The 20,504-nt window shown below is 70.8% G+C and carries 20 protein-coding genes and 1 pseudogene; 16 read left to right on the top strand and 5 right to left on the bottom strand.

Annotated features, from left to right (window positions below):
* Positions 1-21: 21 nt before the first annotated feature.
* The 3 genes from ABD207_RS18585 to ABD207_RS18575 form a co-directional block, all read right to left on the bottom strand.
* On the bottom strand, positions 22-477 hold the full coding sequence (locus ABD207_RS18585; protein WP_344014224.1) for a DUF6415 family natural product biosynthesis protein: 456 nt from the start codon (positions 475-477) through the stop codon (positions 22-24).
* Positions 383-640 (bottom strand): helix-turn-helix domain-containing protein, encoded by a 258-nt coding sequence (locus tag ABD207_RS18580; protein ID WP_344014223.1) that lies wholly within the window; start codon positions 638-640, stop codon positions 383-385. Before ABD207_RS18580 ends, ABD207_RS18585 begins: the two co-directional genes overlap by 95 nt.
* 216 nt (positions 641-856) lie before the next feature.
* A complete protein-coding gene (locus ABD207_RS18575; protein ID WP_344014222.1) occupies positions 857-1,045 on the bottom strand; it encodes a hypothetical protein in 189 nt (62 codons plus the stop codon).
* A 355-nt stretch (positions 1,046-1,400) separates the two neighbouring features.
* Here ABD207_RS18575 and ABD207_RS18570 point away from each other — a divergent pair, with 355 nt between their 5' ends.
* Positions 1,401-2,981 carry an alpha/beta hydrolase gene (locus ABD207_RS18570; RefSeq protein WP_344014221.1) on the top strand — a complete coding sequence of 527 codons (1,581 nt, stop codon included), beginning with the start codon at positions 1,401-1,403 and terminating at the stop codon, positions 2,979-2,981.
* Positions 2,982-3,028: 47 nt separating this feature from the next.
* Here the strand turns inward: ABD207_RS18570 and ABD207_RS18565 are convergent, their stop codons facing one another.
* Positions 3,029-3,646 (bottom strand): adenylosuccinate lyase, encoded by a 618-nt coding sequence (locus ABD207_RS18565; RefSeq protein WP_344014220.1) that lies wholly within the window; start codon positions 3,644-3,646, stop codon positions 3,029-3,031.
* A gap of 367 nt (positions 3,647-4,013) precedes the next feature.
* Here ABD207_RS18565 and ABD207_RS18560 point away from each other — a divergent pair, with 367 nt between their 5' ends.
* The 9 genes from ABD207_RS18560 (at position 4,014) to pssA (ending at position 14,958) form a co-directional block, all read left to right on the top strand.
* Positions 4,014-5,819 carry a 3-hydroxyacyl-CoA dehydrogenase family protein gene (locus ABD207_RS18560; RefSeq protein ID WP_344014219.1) on the top strand — a complete coding sequence of 602 codons (1,806 nt, stop codon included), beginning with the start codon at positions 4,014-4,016 and terminating at the stop codon, positions 5,817-5,819.
* Between the two features lie 163 nt (positions 5,820-5,982).
* Positions 5,983-6,795, top strand: coding sequence for a TetR family transcriptional regulator (locus ABD207_RS18555; RefSeq protein ID WP_344014218.1), 813 nt, complete (start codon positions 5,983-5,985; stop codon positions 6,793-6,795).
* 376 nt (positions 6,796-7,171) lie between these two features.
* On the top strand, positions 7,172-8,515 hold the full coding sequence (gene ccrA / locus ABD207_RS18550; RefSeq protein WP_343997360.1) for a crotonyl-CoA carboxylase/reductase: 1,344 nt from the start codon (positions 7,172-7,174) through the stop codon (positions 8,513-8,515).
* Positions 8,516-8,525: 10 nt separating this feature from the next.
* Positions 8,526-10,553, top strand: a complete 2,028-nt coding sequence (locus tag ABD207_RS18545; RefSeq protein WP_344014217.1) for a protein meaA — start codon at positions 8,526-8,528, stop codon at positions 10,551-10,553.
* Positions 10,550-11,566, top strand: coding sequence for an HpcH/HpaI aldolase/citrate lyase family protein (locus ABD207_RS18540; RefSeq protein WP_344014216.1), 1,017 nt, complete (start codon positions 10,550-10,552; stop codon positions 11,564-11,566). Before ABD207_RS18545 ends, ABD207_RS18540 begins: the two co-directional genes overlap by 4 nt.
* Positions 11,567-11,571: 5 nt before the next feature.
* Positions 11,572-12,084 carry a MaoC family dehydratase gene (locus tag ABD207_RS18535; RefSeq protein ID WP_344014215.1) on the top strand — a complete coding sequence of 171 codons (513 nt, stop codon included), beginning with the start codon at positions 11,572-11,574 and terminating at the stop codon, positions 12,082-12,084.
* A gap of 3 nt (positions 12,085-12,087) precedes the next feature.
* Complete coding sequence (locus ABD207_RS18530; protein WP_344014214.1) at positions 12,088-13,293, top strand: acyl-CoA dehydrogenase family protein; 1,206 nt, start codon at positions 12,088-12,090, stop codon at positions 13,291-13,293.
* A gap of 170 nt (positions 13,294-13,463) precedes the next feature.
* Positions 13,464-14,120: a phosphatidylserine decarboxylase gene (locus tag ABD207_RS18525; protein ID WP_344014213.1), complete on the top strand. Its 657-nt coding sequence runs from the start codon at positions 13,464-13,466 to the stop codon at positions 14,118-14,120.
* Between the two features lie 22 nt (positions 14,121-14,142).
* Positions 14,143-14,958 (top strand): CDP-diacylglycerol--serine O-phosphatidyltransferase, encoded by an 816-nt coding sequence (pssA, locus tag ABD207_RS18520; protein ID WP_167997911.1) that lies wholly within the window; start codon positions 14,143-14,145, stop codon positions 14,956-14,958.
* A gap of 478 nt (positions 14,959-15,436) precedes the next feature.
* On the opposite strand, the gene ABD207_RS18515 is transcribed toward pssA, so the two are convergent.
* Positions 15,437-16,555, bottom strand: a complete 1,119-nt coding sequence (locus ABD207_RS18515; protein WP_344014314.1) for a glycerate kinase — start codon at positions 16,553-16,555, stop codon at positions 15,437-15,439.
* A gap of 333 nt (positions 16,556-16,888) precedes the next feature.
* Here ABD207_RS18515 and ABD207_RS18510 point away from each other — a divergent pair, with 333 nt between their 5' ends.
* The 6 genes and pseudogenes from ABD207_RS18510 to ABD207_RS18485 all read left to right on the top strand — a co-directional run.
* Positions 16,889-17,986: an ADP-ribosylglycohydrolase family protein gene (locus tag ABD207_RS18510; protein ID WP_425580745.1), complete on the top strand. Its 1,098-nt coding sequence runs from the start codon at positions 16,889-16,891 to the stop codon at positions 17,984-17,986.
* Positions 17,987-18,065: 79 nt separating this feature from the next.
* Positions 18,066-18,314: an NAD(P)-binding domain-containing protein gene (locus ABD207_RS18505; protein WP_425580744.1), complete on the top strand. Its 249-nt coding sequence runs from the start codon at positions 18,066-18,068 to the stop codon at positions 18,312-18,314.
* A 199-nt stretch (positions 18,315-18,513) separates the two neighbouring features.
* Positions 18,514-19,029: an NUDIX domain-containing protein gene (locus ABD207_RS18500; protein ID WP_344014212.1), complete on the top strand. Its 516-nt coding sequence runs from the start codon at positions 18,514-18,516 to the stop codon at positions 19,027-19,029.
* Positions 19,030-19,110: 81 nt separating this feature from the next.
* Positions 19,111-19,848, top strand: coding sequence for an SIR2 family NAD-dependent protein deacylase (locus ABD207_RS18495; RefSeq protein WP_344014211.1), 738 nt, complete (start codon positions 19,111-19,113; stop codon positions 19,846-19,848).
* Between the two features lie 208 nt (positions 19,849-20,056).
* Complete coding sequence (locus tag ABD207_RS18490; RefSeq protein ID WP_344014210.1) at positions 20,057-20,269, top strand: hypothetical protein; 213 nt, start codon at positions 20,057-20,059, stop codon at positions 20,267-20,269.
* 54 nt (positions 20,270-20,323) lie between these two features.
* A pseudogene (locus ABD207_RS18485) lies at positions 20,324-20,504 on the top strand (hypothetical protein); the annotation flags it as partial.

Below are 20,504 nucleotides of genomic sequence, written 5' to 3'. Positions count from 1 at the left end.
GCCGTCAGGCCTTCCGCCAGGTCAGCGTCCAGTACGGCGCACCTGGTTGGCGCATGCGGCATGGATCCGGCCCGGCGACCGCCCATCACCGGTCGGGCGGATCTGGTCGTACGGTGTCCACTTCTCGCCCGGTCCGATGGCACGGTCGCAGGCGAGACACATGGTGATCCGGGTGAGCGCGTCGTAGTGGTCGCACAGGGCGACGACGGAGCGGGCGAGCTGCTTGACACGCGCCACCTCCCCGGCCAGGCCCGGCGCCTCCGGCTCCCTCACGTGGCTGCGCGCCTCCCTGACCGCCGCGAGCGACATGGCGGCGGGCACGTCGCCGGCCGGCTGCCGGGCGGCAAGCTGCTCGATGAGCGGCATCAGCAGTTCCAGCTGGTCACAAAAGCCCTTCGCGAAGAGCATGACCTGCCCGTGCCGGGGCAGGGTGGGCAGGTCGATGAACCAGGTGGCAGCGGCCCGGATCGAGCCCACGCCCGTTGAGTTCTGACACGGGCACCGACAGGGCGCGGGCGAGCGCTCCTATGACCGAGGGGCTCGCGGGCATGACGCCCTGCTCGACCTTCGTCAAGGTGCTGTAGGAGACGTGGGAGAGGTCGGCCAGTTCGCGTTGCGTCAACCGGCGGACCTTGCGCACGTGCGGGGCCGACCTGAAAGCCAGGACACTCTCGGCAATACGGGACTGCCCGAGGTCGTCCTACATGCGGTGGCCGGTGACACGCACCGGACGAGAGGATCCGGGACCACGCTGGCCAGTAGTTGCGGGACTGGCGTCGGTCGGGTCCCACCGCCACACCCCACCCGCTCATTGCTCCGCAGGACGGTCCAGCTCTGATGGTGGCCAGCGGCATCATCAGCCATGTGATGAGCCGTCGGGGCATGGTGTCGAGCGCAGGGCCTGTGCCCAGCCGATCAGGAAGGACACGACGAGGAAGCTCGCGGGCGGTGTGCGGTCGTACACGAAGGGGGTGGGCAGCGAGCAGCGATACGAGCCGCCGGTGACCCCGTTCTTCGGCGACCGCCCGGAGCAGTCGCGGTCCACGCCGGATCACCCGTCAGATGCACGAGATGGCCCAGGAGTACGGCATCGGCCCCACCCGTACAGTACTGCCCCGGCAGACGGCCACCGTGACCCCGCCCCCGCCGCCCGGCACCGCAGAGCCGACCCAGCTCACCCGCTCTGGCGGATATCCCTCCTCCCTCCGTTCGGCGGCGGGCCTCACCCTGCCCGCGGACCCAGCTCCCCTTTGAACGCTCCCTGCGAGCATTCGAGCGCATCCGGCGGTCCAAAGGGGTCAAGAACCCGTCGAGCATGTTCGTAAGGGGTCCGTTCCCCGGCACGATCCGGCGTGGACCGTGAGCCTCGCGGTCACAGCGTGCCCGTCCTGGGAGGACCCATGAGGAAAGCAGCCGCGCTGTGCGGTGCCGCCGTCGTCATGGCCGCCGGAGGTCTCACGGCCGGGACGGCCGAGGCCGGCCCCTCACAGATCGACCGGACCTTCCGGGTGGCGGCACCCGCCTGGAAGGCATGCGGCACCGAGAAGTACCCGAGGCTGCAGTGCGCCTCCGTGCAGGTGCCGCTGAGCCACGCCGACCCCGGGGGACGGACCATCACCCTGGCGCTGTCCCGCGTCCCGCACACCGCGCAGCGGTCCCAGGGCCCGCTGCTGGTCAACCCGGGCGGGCCCGGCGGCAGCGGGCGCACACTCGCCGGGTTCGTCGCGTCGTCCCTGCCCAAGGAGGTGGCGGCCCAGTACGACATCATCGGCTTCGACCCGCGCGGCGTGGGCGCCAGCACCCCGGCCCTGGACTGCGCGCCCCGGTACTTCCGCACGGTGCGCCCGGACCCGATCCCGGTCAGCGCCGAGGCGGAGCAGGCCAACCTCGCCCGCGTGAAGTCCTTCGCCCAGTCCTGCGGCACCAGATACTGGGACGTGCTGCCGTACATCAACACGGTCAGCGCGGCGCACGACCTGGACGTGATCCGGCGGGCGCTGGGCGCGGAGCAGGTGAACTACCTCGGCTACTCCTACGGCACCTACCTGGGCGCGGTCTACGCCAAGCTGTACCCGCAGCGCGTACGGCGCCTGGTGCTGGACTCGGTCGTCGACCCCACCCAGGTCTGGTACGACTCCAACCTCGCCCAGAACCACGCCTTCAACGACCGGCACCGCGCCTTCATGGCCTGGGTCGCCAAGCACCACACGCACTACCGCCTGGGCACCGACCCGGAGCGGGTCGAGGCGCGCTGGTACGCGATGCGCGCGGAGCTGGCCGAGAAGCCGGCCGACGGCACGGTGGGCCCGGCCGAGCTGGAGGACACGTACATCCCCGGCGGCTACTACAACGGCTACTGGCCGTATCTCGCGGAGGCGTTCTCGGCCTATGTGAACGACGGGGACGACGGGCCCCTGGTCGAGGCGTACGAGAACTTCGGCGCGCCCGACGACGGCGACGACAACGGCTACAGCGTCTACACGGCGGTGGAGTGCCGGGACGCGATCTGGCCGCGCGACTGGGAGCAGTGGCGCAAGGACAACTGGGAGGTGTACGAGCGGGCCCCGTTCCTGACCTGGAACAACGCCTGGTACAACGCGCCCTGCGCGTTCTGGCCGACGGACGCGGTGCGCACGGTGGACATCACCAACGACGAGCTGCCGCCGGCGCTGCTGTTCCAGGCCACGCACGACGCGGCCACTCCCTACCGGGGCGGGGTCACGGTCCATCGACTGCTTGCGGGGTCCAGCCTGGTGGTCGAGCAGGGCGGCGGGAACCACGGCATCACGCTCAGCGGGAACGCGTGCCTGGACCGGCACCTGGCCGCGTATCTGACCGACGGCACGGTGCCGCGCGGCGGCCAGGGCGAGGCCGACGCGGTGTGCGAGGCGCTGCCCGAGCCGACGCCGCCCGCGTCCAAGGCGGCACCGACCACCGCCCGCGGCTCGGCCCTGCACAGCCTGCTCGGCTTCCGCAGCTGAGGGATGCTTCCGCATCTGAGGGACGGAGCGCCGAGATGCCCCTGAGGTCAGCGGGGGCCCGGGATGCGGCGGCCGGGCGGGGCGTGCGGGGAGCGCGGGCCCGGGATGCGGGACAGGGCGTGCACCGCGGCCTCGGCGAGGGCGGGGTGGGCGAGGGCCTCGGTGAGGACGGGTTCGGCGCGCGGGTCGGCGAGGGTGCCGAGGCCCTCGACGCAGGCGAGGGCGACCTTGCGGTAGGGGTCGTGCGGGCGCAGGCGGCGGCGCAGGGTGGTGATCAGGGCGGGGACGGACTCGGGGGCGCGCAGTTCGGTGAGCAGGCGTACGGGGTGCAGGGCGTAGGCGACGCGCAGTTCGTTGGTGGCGAGGGCGGCGGCGGCCCGGGCGGTGCGCGGGTCGCCGAGGCGGGCCAGCGCGTGGGCGGCGGAGGCGCAGCGCGGGGGGTCGCGGTGGTTGAGGAGGAGCACCAGGGTCTCGAAGGCGCGGCGGTCGCCGGCCAGTCCGAGCCGGAAGGCGGCGAGTTCCCGGGCCCACAGCGGCTGTCCGGAGGCGGTGAGCACCGAGGCGAGCGCGTCGAGGTCCTGCGTCGCCCGGAGCCGTTCGTACTGCGGCGTTCCGCCGGACTCGGCCCGTAAGCGTTCCGTGAGCGATCGCAACTCTTCGTCCATGTGGCGAGGGTAGGGGCCCTGGGTCCGGTCAGGGACGTACATCACAGAGACTTGGGGCTGGCGCGCTCGTTACCCGCAAGTTAAGCTCAGACGAGCGAGTTACCCACTCGCATCTCTCACGGTGGTCTGGTGACGCGGCCGCCGTGAGCGCAGTCGGTTCGGTACCTGTGTGTACCTGTTCGGCTCGGCCTCGGGACAGGGCCGGTCGGATCCGCCGCCGGTGACGGGCGTGTGCGCGCCCAGGCCGCGACGGCACCGGGCGTGTGCGCTTGCAGCCCGGTCACACCCGCATTCATGGAGCACCCGGTGCGCCCTCGGCGCACCCGGGCACCTCTTTCGTCGTCACCCTCATTCCTGGAGTCCCGCGATGGCCACTCCCCTGTCCGACACCTCCCTGTCCCCGCTGAAGAACATCGCCGTGGTCGGTCTCGGCACGATGGGCACCGGTATCGCCGAGGTCCTCGCCCAGGCCGGCCGCACGGTCGTCGGCATCGACATCAGCGAGGCCCAGGCCGCCAAGAGCCTGGCCGCCCTTGAGTCCTCCACGGCCCGTTCCGTGGAGCGCGGCCGCCTCACCGAGCAGGAGCGCACCGAGCTCCTGGCCCGCATCTCCACCTCGACCGGGCTGTCCGCCGCGGCCGAGGCCGATCTGGTGATCGAGGTCGCCCCGGAGTCGTACGAGATCAAGCAGCAGATCTTCCGTGAACTCGACGGCATCGTGCGCCCGGAGACGATCCTGGCGACCGGCACCAACGCCCTGTCCGTGACCCGGCTCGCCGCCGACTCGGCCCGCCCCGAGCGGGTGCTGGGCATGCACTTCTTCAACCCGGCCCCGAAGATGAAGCTGGTGGAGATCGTCTCCTCGGTGCTGACCGCGCCCGCCGCCGTCACCGCCGTCACCGATCTCGCCCTGGACCTGGGCAAGGAGCCGGTGTCGGTCGGCGACCGGCCCGGATTCGTCGCCGACGGCCTGCTGTTCGGCTACCTCAACCAGGCCGCCGCGATGTACGAGGCCAAGTACGCCTCCCGCGAGGACATCGACGCCGCGATGCGGCTGGGCTGCGGCCTGCCGATGGGCCCGCTGGCGCTGCTCGACCTGATCGGCATCGACACCGCCCGCACGGTCCTGGAGGCCATGTACGCCGCCTCCCACGACCGGCTGCACGCCCCCGCCCCGATCCTCAAGCAGCTCAGCGAGGCGGGCCTGACGGGCCGCAAGGCGGGCCGCGGCTTCTACACCTACGAGGCGCCGGGCAGCGGCAAGGTCGTCCGGGACGCGCTCACCCCGCTGGAGGGCGGCACGCTGGTCGGGGGCCGTCCGGTCCGCTCGGTGGGCGTGGCCGGCTCGGGCACCATGGCGTCGGGCATCGCCGAGGTGTTCGCCAAGGGCGGCTACGAGGTGGTGCTGGCCGCGCGCAGCGCGGAGAAGGCCGAGGCCGCCAAGGCGCGGATCGGCAAGTCGCTGCAGCGTTCCGTGGACAAGGGCCGGATGACGGCCGAGGCGGCCGCCGGGACGCTTCAGCGGATCCGGCCGACCGGCTCCTACGACGACTTCGCCGACGTCGATCTCGCGGTGGAGGCGGTCGCCGAGGACCTGGAGATCAAGCGGCAGCTGTTCGCCACGCTCGACAAGGTCTGCAAGCCGGGCGCGGTGCTCGCCACCACCACCTCCTCGCTGCCGGTCGTGGCCTGCGCCCGCGCCACCTCGCGTCCGCAGGACGTGATCGGCATGCACTTCTTCAACCCGGCCCCGGCGATGAAGCTGGTCGAGGTGGTCCGCACGGTGCTGACCGCCGACGACGTGCACGCCACCGTTCACGAGGTCTGCGGGAAGATCCGCAAGCACGCCGTGGACTGCGGCGACCGGGCCGGCTTCATCGTGAACGCGCTGCTGTTCCCGTACCTGAACAACGCGATCAAGATGGTGCAGGAGCACTACGCGTCGCTGGACGACATCGACGCCGCGATGAAGCTGGGCGGCGGCTACCCGATGGGCCCCTTCGAGCTGCTCGACGTCGTCGGCCTGGACGTCTCGCTGGCGATCGAGAAGGTCCTGCACCGCGAGTTCCGCGACCCGGGGCTCGCTCCGGCGCCGCTGCTGGAGCATCTGGTGGCCGCGGGCTGCCTCGGCCGCAAGACGGGCCGAGGCTTCCGCGAATATGCCAAGCGCTGAGCAGCGCCCCGGCGACTGGCTCCGGGCAGGCGCGGAGTGGGGCGGGCTGCTCGGCCCCGACCGCCTCCCGCCTGCCGCGCGCAGCAGCTCCTCCCCGCCCCCGGAGGGCGGGGAGGGGGCCGGTCAGGCGCACCGAGCTGCGCACATGCAGTACGTTCGGGGCATGTCCCAGCCCGCGAAGTCCGCACGTACGCCCGCCACGACCGAGCCGCCGGAGAGTGCCGCAGGCTCCCGCGCCGCCGCCCAGCGGCTGAAGATGCGCCGGGAACTCGCGGCCGCCGCGATGGAGCTCTTCGCGACCAAGGGGTACGAGGCCACCACGGTCGACGAGATCGCGGCCGCGGCCGGGGTCGCCCGCCGCACGTTCTTCCGCCACTTCCGCTCCAAGGAAGAGGCGATCTTCCCCGATCACGACGACACCCTGGTCCGCGCCGAGGCGGTGCTGAAATCCGCTCCACCGCACGAGCATCCCCTCGACACGGTGTGCCGCGGCATCAAGGAGGTCATGAAGATGTACGCGGCGCGGCCGGAGATCTCGGTCGCCCGCTACAAGCTGACGCGCGAGGTGCCCACGCTGCGCGAGGCGGAGATCGCGTCGGTGGCCCGCTACGAGCGGTTGTTCACCCGCTACCTCCTGGGCCACTTCGACGAGCACGCGCACCGCGACACGGTCGGCGACGACCCGCTGCTTGCGGAGGTCGCGGCGTCCGCGGTGGTCACCGCCCACAACCATGTGCTGCGGCGCTGGCTGCGGGCGGGCGGCCAGGGGGACGTGGAGGCCCAGCTGGACCACGCGTTCGCCATCGTCCGCAAGACCTTCGGCAGCGGCATCATGGCGGGCCGCCGCACCGCCTCGCCGGAGCAGCCGGCCGCCCGGACGGCCGGGCAGGGCGAGGTGCTGGTCACCGTGGCCCGCACGGACGCACCGCTCGACGAGGTGATGCGGACCATCGAGCAGGCGCTCAAGGAGCGCTGACCGGGCACCGATCCCCTGTGACAACGGCCACCCCACCGGGTGGCCGTTTTGGCATGTCAGGGCCCGTTTTGCTGCCGCTCGCACCCCCCGATTCGATCGATCATCGCTCATCTGTTACGTAAAGATTTCATCTGAGAGCAAGTTCTGGCACTCAGTGCCTTGCGGGGTGACACGCGGTGTCATAGCTTGAAGGTGTCCGGGGTGTCCCCGCGAGCCACTTCGCGACCCGGACGCCTGCGTCACAGGCAACCTCCCGCGCCACAAAGCGCTGCCGAAGCACCACCGCCGAACCGACGGCACCACCTCGACCCCTCAGCAGCACCGACGTAACCCTCAGCGTCCCTCCCTCAGGGCGCTCTTCGCCGGAGGCAACACCGTGACCGTCAAGGACATCCTGGCCGCGATCCAGTCGCCCGACTCCACGTCGGAGGACTTCGCCAATCTGCCGCTCCCCGAGTCGTACCGCGCGATCACCGTGCACAAGGACGAGACGGAGATGTTCGCCGGCCTCTCCACGCGCGACAAGGACCCGCGCAAGTCGCTCCACCTCGACGAGGTGCCGCTGCCCGAACTGGGCCCCGGCGAGGCCCTGGTGGCTGTCATGGCCTCCTCGGTCAACTACAACTCGGTGTGGACCTCGATCTTCGAGCCGCTGCCCACCTTCAACTTCCTGGAGCGCTACGGCCGCACCAGCGAGCTGGCCAAGCGGCACGACCTGCCGTACCACATCATCGGCTCCGACCTCGCCGGCGTGGTGCTGCGCACCGGCCCCGGCGTCAACGCCTGGCGGCCCGGCGACGAGGTGGTCGCGCACTGCCTCTCCGTCGAGCTGGAGTCCTCCGACGGCCACAACGACACGATGCTCGACCCCGAGCAGCGCATCTGGGGCTTCGAGACCAACTTCGGCGGCCTGGCGGAGATCGCGCTGGTGAAGTCCAACCAGCTGATGCCCAAGCCGGACCACCTCACCTGGGAGGAGGCCGCCGCCCCCGGCCTGGTCAACTCCACCGCCTACCGGCAGCTGGTCTCCCGCAACGGCGCCGGCATGAAGCAGGGCGACAACGTGCTGATCTGGGGCGCCAGCGGCGGCCTCGGCTCCTACGCCACCCAGTTCGCGCTGGCCGGCGGCGCCAACCCGGTCTGTGTCGTCTCCAGCGAGGAGAAGGCCGAGATCTGCCGGAAGATGGGCGCGGAGATGATCATCAACCGCAGCGCCGAGAACTACCGGTTCTGGAAGGACGAGCACACCCAGGACCCCAAGGAGTGGAAGCGCTTCGGCAAGCGCATCCGCGAGCTCACCGGCGGCGAGGACATCGACATCGTCTTCGAGCACCCCGGCCGCGAGACCTTCGGCGCCAGCGTCTACGTCACCCGCAAGGGCGGCACCATCACCACCTGCGCCTCCACCTCCGGCTACCTGCACCAGTACGACAACCGCTACCTGTGGATGTCGCTGAAGCGGATCGTCGGCTCGCACTTCGCCAACTACCGCGAGGCCTGGGAGGCCAACCGCCTGGTCTCCAAGGGCAAGATCCACCCGACCCTGTCGAAGGTGTACTCCCTGGAGGACACCGGACAGGCCGCCTTCGACGTGCACCGCAACCTCCACCAGGGCAAGGTCGGCGTGCTCTGCATGGCCCCCGAGGAGGGCCTGGGCGTGCGGGACCACGAGAAGCGCGCCAAGCACATCGACGCCATCAACCGCTTCCGGAACGTCTGAGGGCCGGGGCATGACAGAGCGTCAGAAGGACCGTCCCTGGCTCATGCGGACCTACGCCGGTCACTCGACCGCCGAGGCGTCCAACGAGCTGTACCGGCGCAATCTCGCCAAGGGCCAGACGGGTCTGTCGGTCGCGTTCGACCTGCCGACGCAGACCGGCTACGACCCCGACCATGTCCTCGCCCGCGGCGAGGTCGGCCGGGTCGGCGTGCCGGTCGCGCACCTCGGTGACATGCGCCGGCTGTTCCAGGACATCCCCCTGGAGCAGATGAACACCTCGATGACGATCAACGCCACCGCCATGTGGCTGCTGGCGCTCTACCAGGTCGTCGCCGAGGAGCAGGGCGCGGACATCACCAAGCTCCAGGGGACCACGCAGAACGACATCGTCAAGGAGTACCTGTCCCGCGGGACGCACGTCTTCCCGCCGGGACCCTCACTCCGGCTGACGACCGACATGATCTGCTACACGGTCAACAACATCCCCAAGTGGAACCCGATCAACATCTGCAGCTACCACCTGCAGGAGGCGGGCGCCACGCCGGTGCAGGAGATCGCCTACGCCATGTCCACCGCGATCGCCGTGCTGGACGCGGTGTTCGCCTCCGGCCAGATCCCCGAGGAGCGCAAGGGCGATGTGGTCGCCCGCATCTCCTTCTTCGTGAACGCGGGCGTCCGCTTCATCGAGGAGATGTGCAAGATGCGGGCGTTCGGCCGCATCTGGGACAAGATCACCCGTGAGCGGTACGGCATCGAGAACCCCAAGCACCGCCGCTTCCGCTACGGCGTCCAGGTCAACTCCCTCGGCCTGACCGAGGCGCAGCCGGAGAACAACGTCCAGCGGATCGTGCTGGAGATGCTGGCCGTGACCCTCTCCAAGGACGCCCGCGCCCGCGCCGTGCAGCTGCCCGCCTGGAACGAGGCGCTGGGTCTGCCCCGCCCCTGGGACCAGCAGTGGTCGCTGCGCATCCAGCAGGTGCTCGCCTACGAGAGCGACCTGCTGGAGTACGACGACATCTTCGAGGGCTCGAAGGTGATCGAGGCCAAGGTGGAGCAGCTGGTCGCCGACTCCCTCGCCGAGATGCAGCGCATCGAGGAGATGGGCGGCGCGATGGCCGCCGTGGAGTCCGGCTACCTCAAGTCCCAGCTGGTCGCCTCGCACGCCGAGCGTCGGGCGCGGATCGAGTCCGGCGAGGAGAAGATCGTCGGCGTCAACATCTTCGAGGCCACCGAGCCGAACCCGCTCACCGCCGACCTGGACACCGCGATCCAGACCGTGGACCCGGCCGTGGAGGCACGGGTGATCGAGTCGCTGCAGAAGTGGCGCGACACCCGCTACCAGCCGCCCTTCAACCACCCGCGCCCCTGCAAGGCGCTGGAGCGGCTGAAGGAGGCCGCCCGCGGCACCGAGAACCTGATGGAGGCCACCCTGGAGTGCGCCCGTGCGGGTGTCACCACCGGCGAGTGGGCCGGCGCCCTGCGCGAGGTGTTCGGCGAGTACCGCGCCCCGACGGGCGTGTCCTCCGCGCCGGTCGCGGTCACCGCCGAGGAGGGCACCGCGCTCGCCCGGGTGCGCCGCAAGGTGGAACTGACCGCCCGGGAGCTGGGCGTCGGCAAGCTGCGCTTCCTGGTCGGCAAGCCCGGCCTGGACGGCCACTCCAACGGCGCCGAGCAGATCGCCGTGCGGGCCCGCGACGCCGGGTTCGAGGTGGTCTACCAGGGCATCCGGCTCACCCCGGAGCAGATCGTGGACGCCGCGCTCGCCGAGGACGTGCACGCGGTGGGCCTGTCGATCCTCTCCGGGTCGCACGCCCAGCTGGTGCCGGACGTGCTCCAGCGGCTGCATGTGGCAGGTGCCACAGATATACCCGTGATCGCCGGTGGCATCATCCCCAGCGGTGACGCCGAACAGCTGCGGGCGGCCGGAGTGGCCGCGGTCTTCACCCCGAAGGACTTCGACATCACCGGGATCATCGGCCGCATCGTCGACGAGATCCGCAAAGCGAACAAGCTCGACCCCCTGGAGGTCCCCGCATGACCGCCCACCCGTCGCCCACCACCACCCCTGCAACGGGCGGCTCCGCCGCGCAGAATTCTTTTGACCGCCTGCGCCCCCGGCGTTCCTGCCTGGCGGTACCGGGCTCGAACCCGCGCTTCCTGGAGAAGGCCCAGGGCCTCCCCGCGGACCAGGTCTTCCTGGACCTGGAGGACGCCTGCGCGCCGCTCGCCAAGCCCGAGGCGCGGCACACCATCGTGAAGTTCCTCAATGAGGGCGACTGGACCGGCAAGACCCGGGTCGTGCGGGTCAACGACTGGACGACCGAGTGGACCTACCGCGACGTGGTGACCGTCGTGGAGGGCGCCGGCCAGAACCTCGACTGCATCATGCTGCCGAAGGTCCAGGACGCCCAGCAGGTCGTGGCGCTGGACCTGCTGCTGACGCAGATCGAGAAGACCATGGGCTTCGAGGTCGGCCGCATCGGCATCGAGGCGCAGATCGAGAACGCGCAGGGCCTGAACAACGTCAACGAGATCGCCCAGGCCTCCCCGCGCCTGGAGACCATCATCTTCGGCCCGGCCGACTTCATGGCGTCCATCAACATGAAGTCGCTGGTGGTCGGCGAGCAGCCGCCCGGCTACCCGGCGGACGCCTACCACTACATCCTGATGAAGATCCTGATGGCGGCCCGCGCCAACAACCTCCAGGCGATCGACGGCCCCTACCTGCAGATCCGCAATGTGGACGGCTTCCGCGCGGTCGCCCAGCGCGCCGCCGCGCTCGGCTTCGACGGCAAGTGGGTGCTGCACCCCGGCCAGGTCGACGCCGCCAACGAGGTCTTCTCGCCCTCGCAGGAGGACTACGACCACGCCGAGCTGATCCTGGACGCGTACGAGTACTACACGTCCGAGGCGGGCGGCAAGAAGGGCTCGGCGATGCTCGGCGACGAGATGATCGACGAGGCCAGCCGCAAGATGGCCCTGGTCATCGCCGGCAAGGGACGCGCCGCCGGCATGCAGCGCACGTCGAAGTTCGAGATCCCGGAGGCCTGACCGTCATGCAGTTCGGACGCACCTACGAGGAGTTCGAGGTCGGGGCGACGTACAAGCACTGGCCGGGCAAGACGGTCACCGAGTACGACGACCACCTGTTCTGTCTCCTCACCATGAACCACCACCCGCTCCACATGGACGTCAACTATGCGGAGAAGACGACGGACTTCGGCAAGAACGTCGTCGTCGGGAACTACGTCTACTCGCTGCTGCTCGGCATGAGCGTGCCGGACATCTCCGGCAAGGCGATCGCCAACCTGGAGATCGAGTCGCTCAAGCACGTGGCGCCGACCTTCCACGGCGACACCATCTACGGCGAGACCACCGTCCTCGACAAGTGGCCGTCGAAGTCCAAGAACGACCGCGGCATCGTCCACGTGGAGACCAAGGGCTACAAGCAGGACGGCACGCTGGTGTGCGTGTTCCGCCGCAAGGTCATGGTGCCGACCGAGACGTACATCAAGGAGCGCGGCGGCGAGCAGCCGGGCCGCCCCGAGCTCAAGGAACAGGGGAAGTAAGCGATGGCCCGTCTCGCCCAGACCGCCGGTCTGACCGACGTTCAGCAGGAGATCCTCGCCACCGTCCGCGACTTCGTGGACAAGGAGATCATCCCGGTCGCCACCGAGCTGGAGCACCGTGACGAGTACCCGCAGCAGATCGTCGACGGGCTGAAGGAACTCGGCCTGTTCGGTCTGATGATCCCCGAGGAGTACGGGGGTCTGGGCGAGTCTCTGCTCACCTACGCGCTGTGCGTGGAGGAGATCGCCCGCGGCTGGATGTCGGTGTCCGGCATCATCAACACGCACTTCATCGTGGCGTACATGCTCAAGCAGCACGGCACGCAGGAGCAGAAGGACTACTTCCTGCCGAAGATGGCGGCCGGCGACATCCGCGGCGCCTTCTCCATGTCGGAGCCGGGCCTGGGCTCCGATGTGTCGGCGATCACGTCCAAGGCGGTCAAGGACGGCGACGAGTACGTCCTGACCGGCCAGAAGATGTGGCTGACGAACGGCGGGACGTCCTCTCTGGTCGCCGTTCTGGTGCGAAGTGACGAAGGACACCCCGAGGGCACTCCGCCGCACAAGTCGATGACCACCTTCCTGGTGGAGAAGGAGCCGGGCTTCGGCGAGGTCCGTCCCGGCCTGACCATCCCCGGGAAGATCGACAAGATGGGCTACAAGGGCGTCGACACGACCGAGCTCATCATGGACGGCCTGCGCATTCCGGCAAATCGGGTGCTCGGCGGCGTCACCGGCCGAGGTTTTTACCAAATGATGGACGGCGTGGAGGTCGGCCGGGTCAATGTCGCGGCGCGTGGCTGCGGCGTCGCTCAGCGTGCCTTCGAGCTCGGTGTCCGGTACGCCCAGCAGCGTCACACTTTCGGCAAGCCGATCGCCCAGCACCAGGCCATTCAGTTCAAGCTGGCCGAGATGGCCACCAAGGTGGAAGCCGCGCATGCGATGATGGTCAACGCAGCGCGCAAAAAGGACTCCGGGGAACGAAACGACCTCGAGGCAGGCATGGCGAAGTACCTCGCCAGCGAGTACTGCAAGGAGGTGGTGGAGGACGCCTTCCGGATCCACGGCGGCTACGGCTTCTCGAAGGAGTACGAGATCGAGCGCCTCTACCGGGAGGCCCCGATGCTGCTGATCGGTGAAGGCACCGCCGAGATCCAGAAAATGATCATCGGCCGCCGACTGCTCGAAGAGTATCGGTTCCAGGGCTAGATGTCCGGATACGGGGTGTTTTCTTGGAGAACAGGATCACACCCCGTATGCACGTTTCTGGCGCTGACTCGGCTGACTGGCTTACCCAGTTGCGGCCGGGAGCCGCTACGATCGCCGGAAAGCCGCCGTCCCCCGCAAGTGCGCGGCATCATCCGCTACGAAGGTCATCCATGCCCCACAGCCAAAACTCTGCACCTCGCGACAGCCTCGCCGGCGTACGCCTCGCGCGCGGAGCATCGCCGTGGCTTCTGCCGACCGTCGCCACCGCAGCCGTCAGCCTTCTGCGTGCCCGCCGCTCGGGCGCGGCGAAGGCCATCGCCGTTCCCGCCACCGCGCTGGCGGCGGGGATGCTGTGGTTCTTCCGCGACCCCGAGCGCGAGATCGCCCAGGGCCGGGTCATCTCGCCCGCCGACGGTGTGGTGCAGAGCATCATGCCGTGGAAGGACGGCCGCACCCGGGTCGCCATCTTCATGAGCCCGCTCAACGTCCACGTGAACCGCGCGCCGCTGGCCGGCACGGTCACGTCCGTCGAGCACATCCCCGGTGGTTTCGTTCCCGCCTTCAACAAGGAGAGCGAGAACAACGAGCGGGTGGTGTGGCACTTCGACACCGAGCTCGGCGACATCGAGATGGTCCAGATCGCCGGCGCGGTGGCCCGCCGCATCGTCCCCTACGTGCCGCAGGGCACCAAGGTCGAGCAGGGTGAGCGGATCGGTCTGATCCGGTTCGGCTCGCGGGTCGACCTCTACCTGCCCGAGGGCGTGCAGGTCGCGGTCGAAGTCGGGCAGAAGACGGTGGCTGGGGTGACTCGAATTGACCGTGATTGATCCTGATACTCAGGCCGGCTGGGTGCCGGAGGCCGACGAGGACGACGAGGAGGAGATGCCTCTCTCGCTGCGCCTGTCGATAGCGGACACCCTCACCCTGGGCAATGCCACCTGTGGCTTCATGGCGGTGTACTTCACCACCACCGGCATCCTGATCCCGCACCTCACCGGGAGCCAGGAGACCGGCATGGCGCGCCACAGCGCGGCCACCGCGGTGATCCTGATGCTGTGCGCGGCGGTCTTCGACCTCTTCGACGGGCTGGTCGCGCGCAAGCTGCGCAGCTCGCCGATGGGTGCGGAGCTGGACAACCTCTCGGACCTGATCAGCTTCGGCCTGGCGCCGGCGTACTTCGTGCTGGTCTACGGCATGGTGGCGGACGACGCGCACCAGCGGGTGGCCGCGGTCGGGGCGATCGTCGTCCTGCTCGCGGTGGTGCTGCGGCTGGCGAGATTCTCCTGCGTGACGGTCAAGGACGGCACGTTCCAGGGCATGCCCTCGCCGTTCGGAGCGCTGACGGTCGTGTCGATCGTGCTGCTGGAGCTGCCGTTCGTGGCGACCCTGCTGGCGATCCTCGGCACCGCGTGGCTGATGGTGAGCCGCGTCGAGTACCCGAAGCCGCGGGGCCGGCTGGCCGTGGCCATGCTGACCTGGATCGTCCTGTCCATGGGCCTCCTGGCTGCCTGGGCCTTCGACGCCCCGAGCGGCCAGCTGCTGCTCCAGACCGGCTGCGCCCTGCAGCTGGTGATGGGCGCGGTGATTCCGCTGTTCGCCACGGCTCGCCGGGTGAACAACTTCCGCGACAACCGCCGCGAGGCGCGGGCGGCACAGCTGCCGTGACGCCCCGCTGAGCATCGGCCCCGGACCTGAGAAGGTCCGGGGTCTTTTGCTTGCTCTGCGCCTGGTCTGTCCGGCCGGCATCAGCCGACCGGGGCCGGAGGCTGAGCGCCCCGGCCTCCCTGTGCCGGTCCGGGGCCGGCGGGAAGGGGCGGGGCGCGGACGCCCCCGGCGGGGCGGCTGGACGCGCACCGGAGCGGTCGCGCCTGCCGAGCCCGGTCATCGAGCCGGTCAGACCGTCCTGCCGGGCCGCCTCGGGCCGCCGCGGAGCGGCCCGTGAGCCGGTCGGCACCGGATCCGCCGGGAGTCCGCTTTCCCGCCTCGGGCCGCCTCGGGCCGCCTCGGGCGGGAAGGACCCGGACGCCGCCCGCCAAAGCCGCTCCCGGGCGGGCGGCACAGCAGTCGCGCGCGGCGGCAGTGAACCTGACGTGGGCACCCTGCAGCCGGCCGAGACGGGTGGGGCTGGATGGGAATGAACTCGTCAGGTCAGGAAGTCGCGGGCGATGCGTTCGGCCGTGCGCTCCAGGACGGGGCCCGCTTCGGTGATGCACTTCTGGACGTCCGGCTCGATGTCCGTGAGGGCGTAGGCCCTGCGGATGCCGGCCTTGCCCAGGGTTTCCGGGGGCAGGGCCAGGCGGCCGCAGACCGCGACGACCTCCTTGCCCGCCGCGCGTGCCGCAGAGGCCACGCCCGCCGGGGCCTTGCCGTGCAGGGTCTGCTGGTCGAGGGAGCCCTCCCCCGTGATCACCAGGTCGGCCCGTTCCAGCGCCGGGGCGAAGCCCAGGACGTCCAGCATGACCTCGATGCCGGGCCGGAACCGCGCTCCGACCAGCAGCGCGCCGTAGCCGATGCCGCCGGCCGCGCCCGCGCCGGGCGAGGCGGCCAGCTCGGCGGCCTTCGCGCCCAGCTCCCCCTCCAGCACCTTCGCGAAGTGCGCCAGCGCCGCGTCCAGGCGCTCCACGTCCTCCGGGGACGCCCCCTTCTGCGGGCCGTAGACCGCCGGTGCGCCCTTCGGGCCGGTCAGCGGATTGTCGACGTCGCTGGCGAGGACGAACTCGACCGAGGAGAGCCGCTCGTCCAGGCCGGACAGGTCCGCGCTCGCCAGCTCGGCGAGGCCGCCGCCGCCCGGCGCCACCGGCTCCCCGTCGGCCTTCAGGAACCGCGCGCCCAGCGCGGACAGCATGCCCGCGCCCCCGTCCGTGGTGGCACTGCCGCCCACCCCGAAGACGATGGTCCGCGCACCCGCGTCCAGCGCGGCCCGCAGCAGCTCGCCGGAGCCGTACGTGGTCGCCGTGAGCGGCGCGAGGACGCCCTCCGGCAGCCGCTGGAGGCCGCTCGCCTCCGCCATCTCCACGACCGCGGTGCCGTCGCGCAGTGCGTACGCCGCGGTCACCTCGTCCCCGGTGGGACCGGTGACCCGCACCTCCCGCCGCTCGAATCCCGCCGCGACCGCCGCCGCCACCGTGCCGTCGCCGCCGTCGGCGACCGGCAGCGCCTCGACCCTGACGTCCGGCACGACCCTGCGAAGCCCGGCCGTCACCCGCTCGGCGACCTCCACGGCCGTCAAGGACCCCTTGAACTTGTCCGCGGCGACGAGCACCCGCTGAGCCGGCCGCGCCGACTGCTCGGACCAGGTACCGCTGACTGCGTCAGCCACTTGTCTTCCCCTCGCTACTCGGGCCCCGCACGCCGTGCGCGGGCCAGTCGCGCCGCTGTGACCTTAACCTTCGGTCCCCGCCGCCGTCATTCCCCGACCGCCCCGTGGACCGTACGGCGCGCCCGTACGGGGGGGTCCGGCGAGGACGGTCCGGCGTGGCCCGTGCGGCGTGGACGGTCCAGCGTGGAGGGGCGGGCGTGGCCCTTGCGGCATGGACCGTGCGGCGTGGCCCGTGCGGCGGCGTGCGGAATCCGGCGGACCGGGTAGACCGAAGCCATGACCGACGTCATGACCGCTGCGCGGACTCAGGCAGGAATGCCGGACCTGGCCGACCGCATCCTCGGAGGCTGGCTCGGCCGGATCGCCGGCAACATGCTCGGCAAGCCGGTCGAGCGGGGCGACGTGTGGACCAGGCAGCGCATCGACCGCTATCTGCGGCAGACCGGCGCCCTCCCCCTGACCGACTACATTCCCGAGCCGCTCACCGAGAGCATGGGCCGGGACCTGCGCCCGGAGTGGCGCGACTGCGTGCGCGGCCGCATCCACGGCAGCTGCCGCGACGACGACGTCGACTACGCCGTCCTGGGCCTGGACCTGCTGGAGACCTACGGCTTCGGCTTCACCACCGAACAGGTCGGCGACCTGTGGCTGCTGCGCCTGCCGTACCTGCAGACCTTCACGGCGGAACGTGCCGCCTACCGGAACCTCGCCAACGGTCTCAGGCCCCCGCTGACCGCCACGTACGACAACCCCTACCAGGAGTGGATCGGCGCCCTGATCCGCGCGGACATCCACGGCTGGACCTCCCCCGGCGCCCCGCGCCGTGCCGCCGCGCTGGCCCGCCGGGACGCCGTGCTGTCCCACACCGGTAACGGTGTGTACGGCGCGATGTGGGCCGCGGCGCTGATCGCGGCGGCGTTCACCGCGCCCACGGTGCGGCACGCCGTGGAGGATGCGCTCACGGTGATCCCGCCGAGCTGCCGCCTGGCCCGCACGGTCCGCCGCGTGGCCTCCCTGCACGAAACGGGCCTGTCCTGGGAGGAGACGCTGGCCACGCTGGAGGAGGAGACGGCCGGGCTGAACTGGATCCACGTCGTCCCCAATGCCGCCGTCATCACCGCCGGGCTGCTCCACGGCGAGGGCGACTTCACCCGCACCATCGCCCTGACCGTCCGCGGTGGCCTCGACACCGACTCCAACGGGGCCACCGCCGGTTCGGTGGCGGGCGTCCTGTGCGGCGCCACGGCCATCCCCGGCCACTGGAAGGCCCCTCTGGAGGACACCGTGCGCAGCGCGGTCTTCGGCTTCGACGGCGTCCGCATCAGCGAACTCGCCGAGCGCACCCTGCGGCTGGCGCAGGGTCCCGAGGCGTAGGACCGACGGCGTACGGCGTACGGGCCACGGTCCGAGGTGCCGGGACGTCACGACACTCTGCACGATCGACCGGGAGCTGATGGTGGCGCCGGACCCGCTGGAGCGACCCAGCACGGTGTTCCTGTCCGGTGACGACGCGGAGGCCAAACGCACGGTCGCCGGACTGCTCGGCGACCTAGGCCGGCCCGCGGACTCCGTGCTGGACCTCGGCGGCATCGCCACGGCACGCGGCCAGGAGCACTACGCCCTGCTGTTCACCGGCATCGCCGAGGCCATCGGCTGCTACGGCTCCGGCATCCGGGTGGTGCCACCGAGGGCCCGCCCCTGAGCGCGGGATCGGTCCGTGCCTGAGCGCGGGATCGGTCCGTGCCTGAGCGCGGGACCGGTCCGTGTTCTCGTCCCCGTCCGTGCCCCCGGCGCATGCGACGCGCGATGCCGGTCACGGGACCGGCGTGTGCTGCCGTGCGCCCGGGCCGGCGAGGCGACGTCGTCGCAGGTGGGCCCGGCCGCGCCGTTACCCTGCCGATATGACCACCACTGACGCCTGCACTGACGACGCTCAGGACTTCGCCGCCTATCTCGCCACCCTCCCGCGCGTCTTCGCCGGGGCCGCCGCCCTGTTCCGGGACGCGCAGGGGCGGGTGCTGCTCGTGGAGCCGAACTACCGGGAGGGCTGGGCGCTGCCGGGCGGCACGATCGAGTCGGACGACGGGGAGACCCCGCGGCAGGCGGCGCGGCGCGAGATGGCCGAGGAGATCGGGCTGGACCGGGAGCTGGGCCGGCTGCTGGCGGTGGACTGGGTGAGCGGCGAGGGACGGCCGCCGATGGTGGCCTACCTGTACGACGGCGGGGTGCTCGACGAGAAGGACCTGGCCGCGATCCGCCTCCAGGAGGAGGAGCTGCTGTCCTGGAAGCTGGTGCCGCGCGAGGAGCTGACCGCTCACCTTCCCGGGGCCCTCGGCCGCCGTGTCCTCGCCGCACTCGACGTCCTCGACACCGGCGCGGGCACCGCCGAGCTGGAGGACGGCAACCCGGTGCACTGACCGCGAGCCGGCCGCGTACAGACCTGGCCTCACCGCCTTATCCGCTCGCCGCGCCGCTCCCCTCCGCCCTACCCTCGCCTCATGAGCAAGCCTCTCGTCGCCCTCCTCACCGGCGCCGGCGTCAGCACCGACTCCGGCATCCCCGACTACCGCGGCCCCAACGGGCTGTGGCGCAGCGACCCGGAGGCGGAGAAGCTCGTCACGTACGAGTACTACATGAACGACCCGGAGATCCGGCGGCGCTCCTGGCAGATGCGGCGCAAGAACCGGACCCTGTCCGCCGAGCCCAACGCCGCGCACCGCGCCATCGCGGAACTGGAGCGCTCCGGCGTCCCGGTGCGCGTCATCACGCAGAACGTCGACGGTCTGCACCAGCTGGCCGGCATGCCCGACCGCAAGGTCCTCGAACTGCACGGCACCGCCCGCAGCGTGGTGTGCACCTCCTGTCACGCCCGCAGCTCCATGGCGGACGCCCTGGCCCGGCTGGAGGCCGGCGAGGACGACCCGCCGTGCCGTGAGTGCGGCGGCATCCTCAAGACGGCGACCGTCATGTTCGGGGAGAGCCTCGACCCCGAGGTGCTGAGCGAGGCCCTCGCCATCGCCAAGGCCTGCACGGTCTTCATCGCCGCCGGCACCAGCCTCCAGGTCCAGCCCGCCGCCGGTCTCGCCGGCGTGGCCGCCGACCACGGCGCCCGCCTCGTCATCGTCAACGCGGAGCCGACGCCGTACGACGACCTGGCGGACGAGGTGATCCGCGACCCCATCGGCACCGCGCTCCCCCGGCTGCTCCGCAGGATCGCTTCCGAGAACACCGGCTGACACGCGGTCACAGCCGTTGCCGGGCCTGTTGTCAGTGGGACCGATGAGAATGGTGTGATGATCCACGAACATCGCCGCCGACTCCGCGCATGAGCGCATCTACCACCTCAACCGCTACGGCCTCTTCGCCTGGACCTCCGACGGCTCCCTGTCCCAGCGCCTGGACCTCCAGGAGGCCCCGTACAAGCCGCTCAAGCACTTCACGCTCGTGGACTGCACCCCCACCGGCGACCTCATCCTCGCCCACCGCACCCAGCACCTCCTCCTCCGCGTCCCCTCCCCCACCTCCCTCGACGACCTCGGTCACACGGTCCAACAGTCCCTCCGCGCCTACACCAAGGAACGCACCGCCCTCAAGAAGCAGTGGCAGCCGGTGAACTGGCACTGGGTCGACAACGCAGCCCCGGTGCACCGCCTCTGAGCGGATGAACTCAGCCGTGATCGATCCGGACAACGGAAGGAGCGCACCGCGCCGATGACCGACACGCCCCGCGCGTCCGACGACACCGGCTGTCTCCGCATGGTGTTCGCCGTCCCCATGGCCCTGCTCACCCTCATCGCGGCCTGCTTCTGCTGGCTGGCACTGACCATCCGGGTCTATCAGGAATTAGGTGTGATTCGTCTGTTTGGCCTACGAGTTGATTGGTGGGCTGTTC

This window comes from Streptomyces thermospinosisporus (assembly GCF_039526425.1).
In the GTDB taxonomy this organism is placed as follows: Bacteria; Actinomycetota; Actinomycetes; order Streptomycetales; family Streptomycetaceae; genus Streptomyces; species Streptomyces thermocarboxydovorans.
Note: the sequence above shows the minus strand (reverse complement) of the source record. Positions and strands in the feature narration are given on the sequence as shown.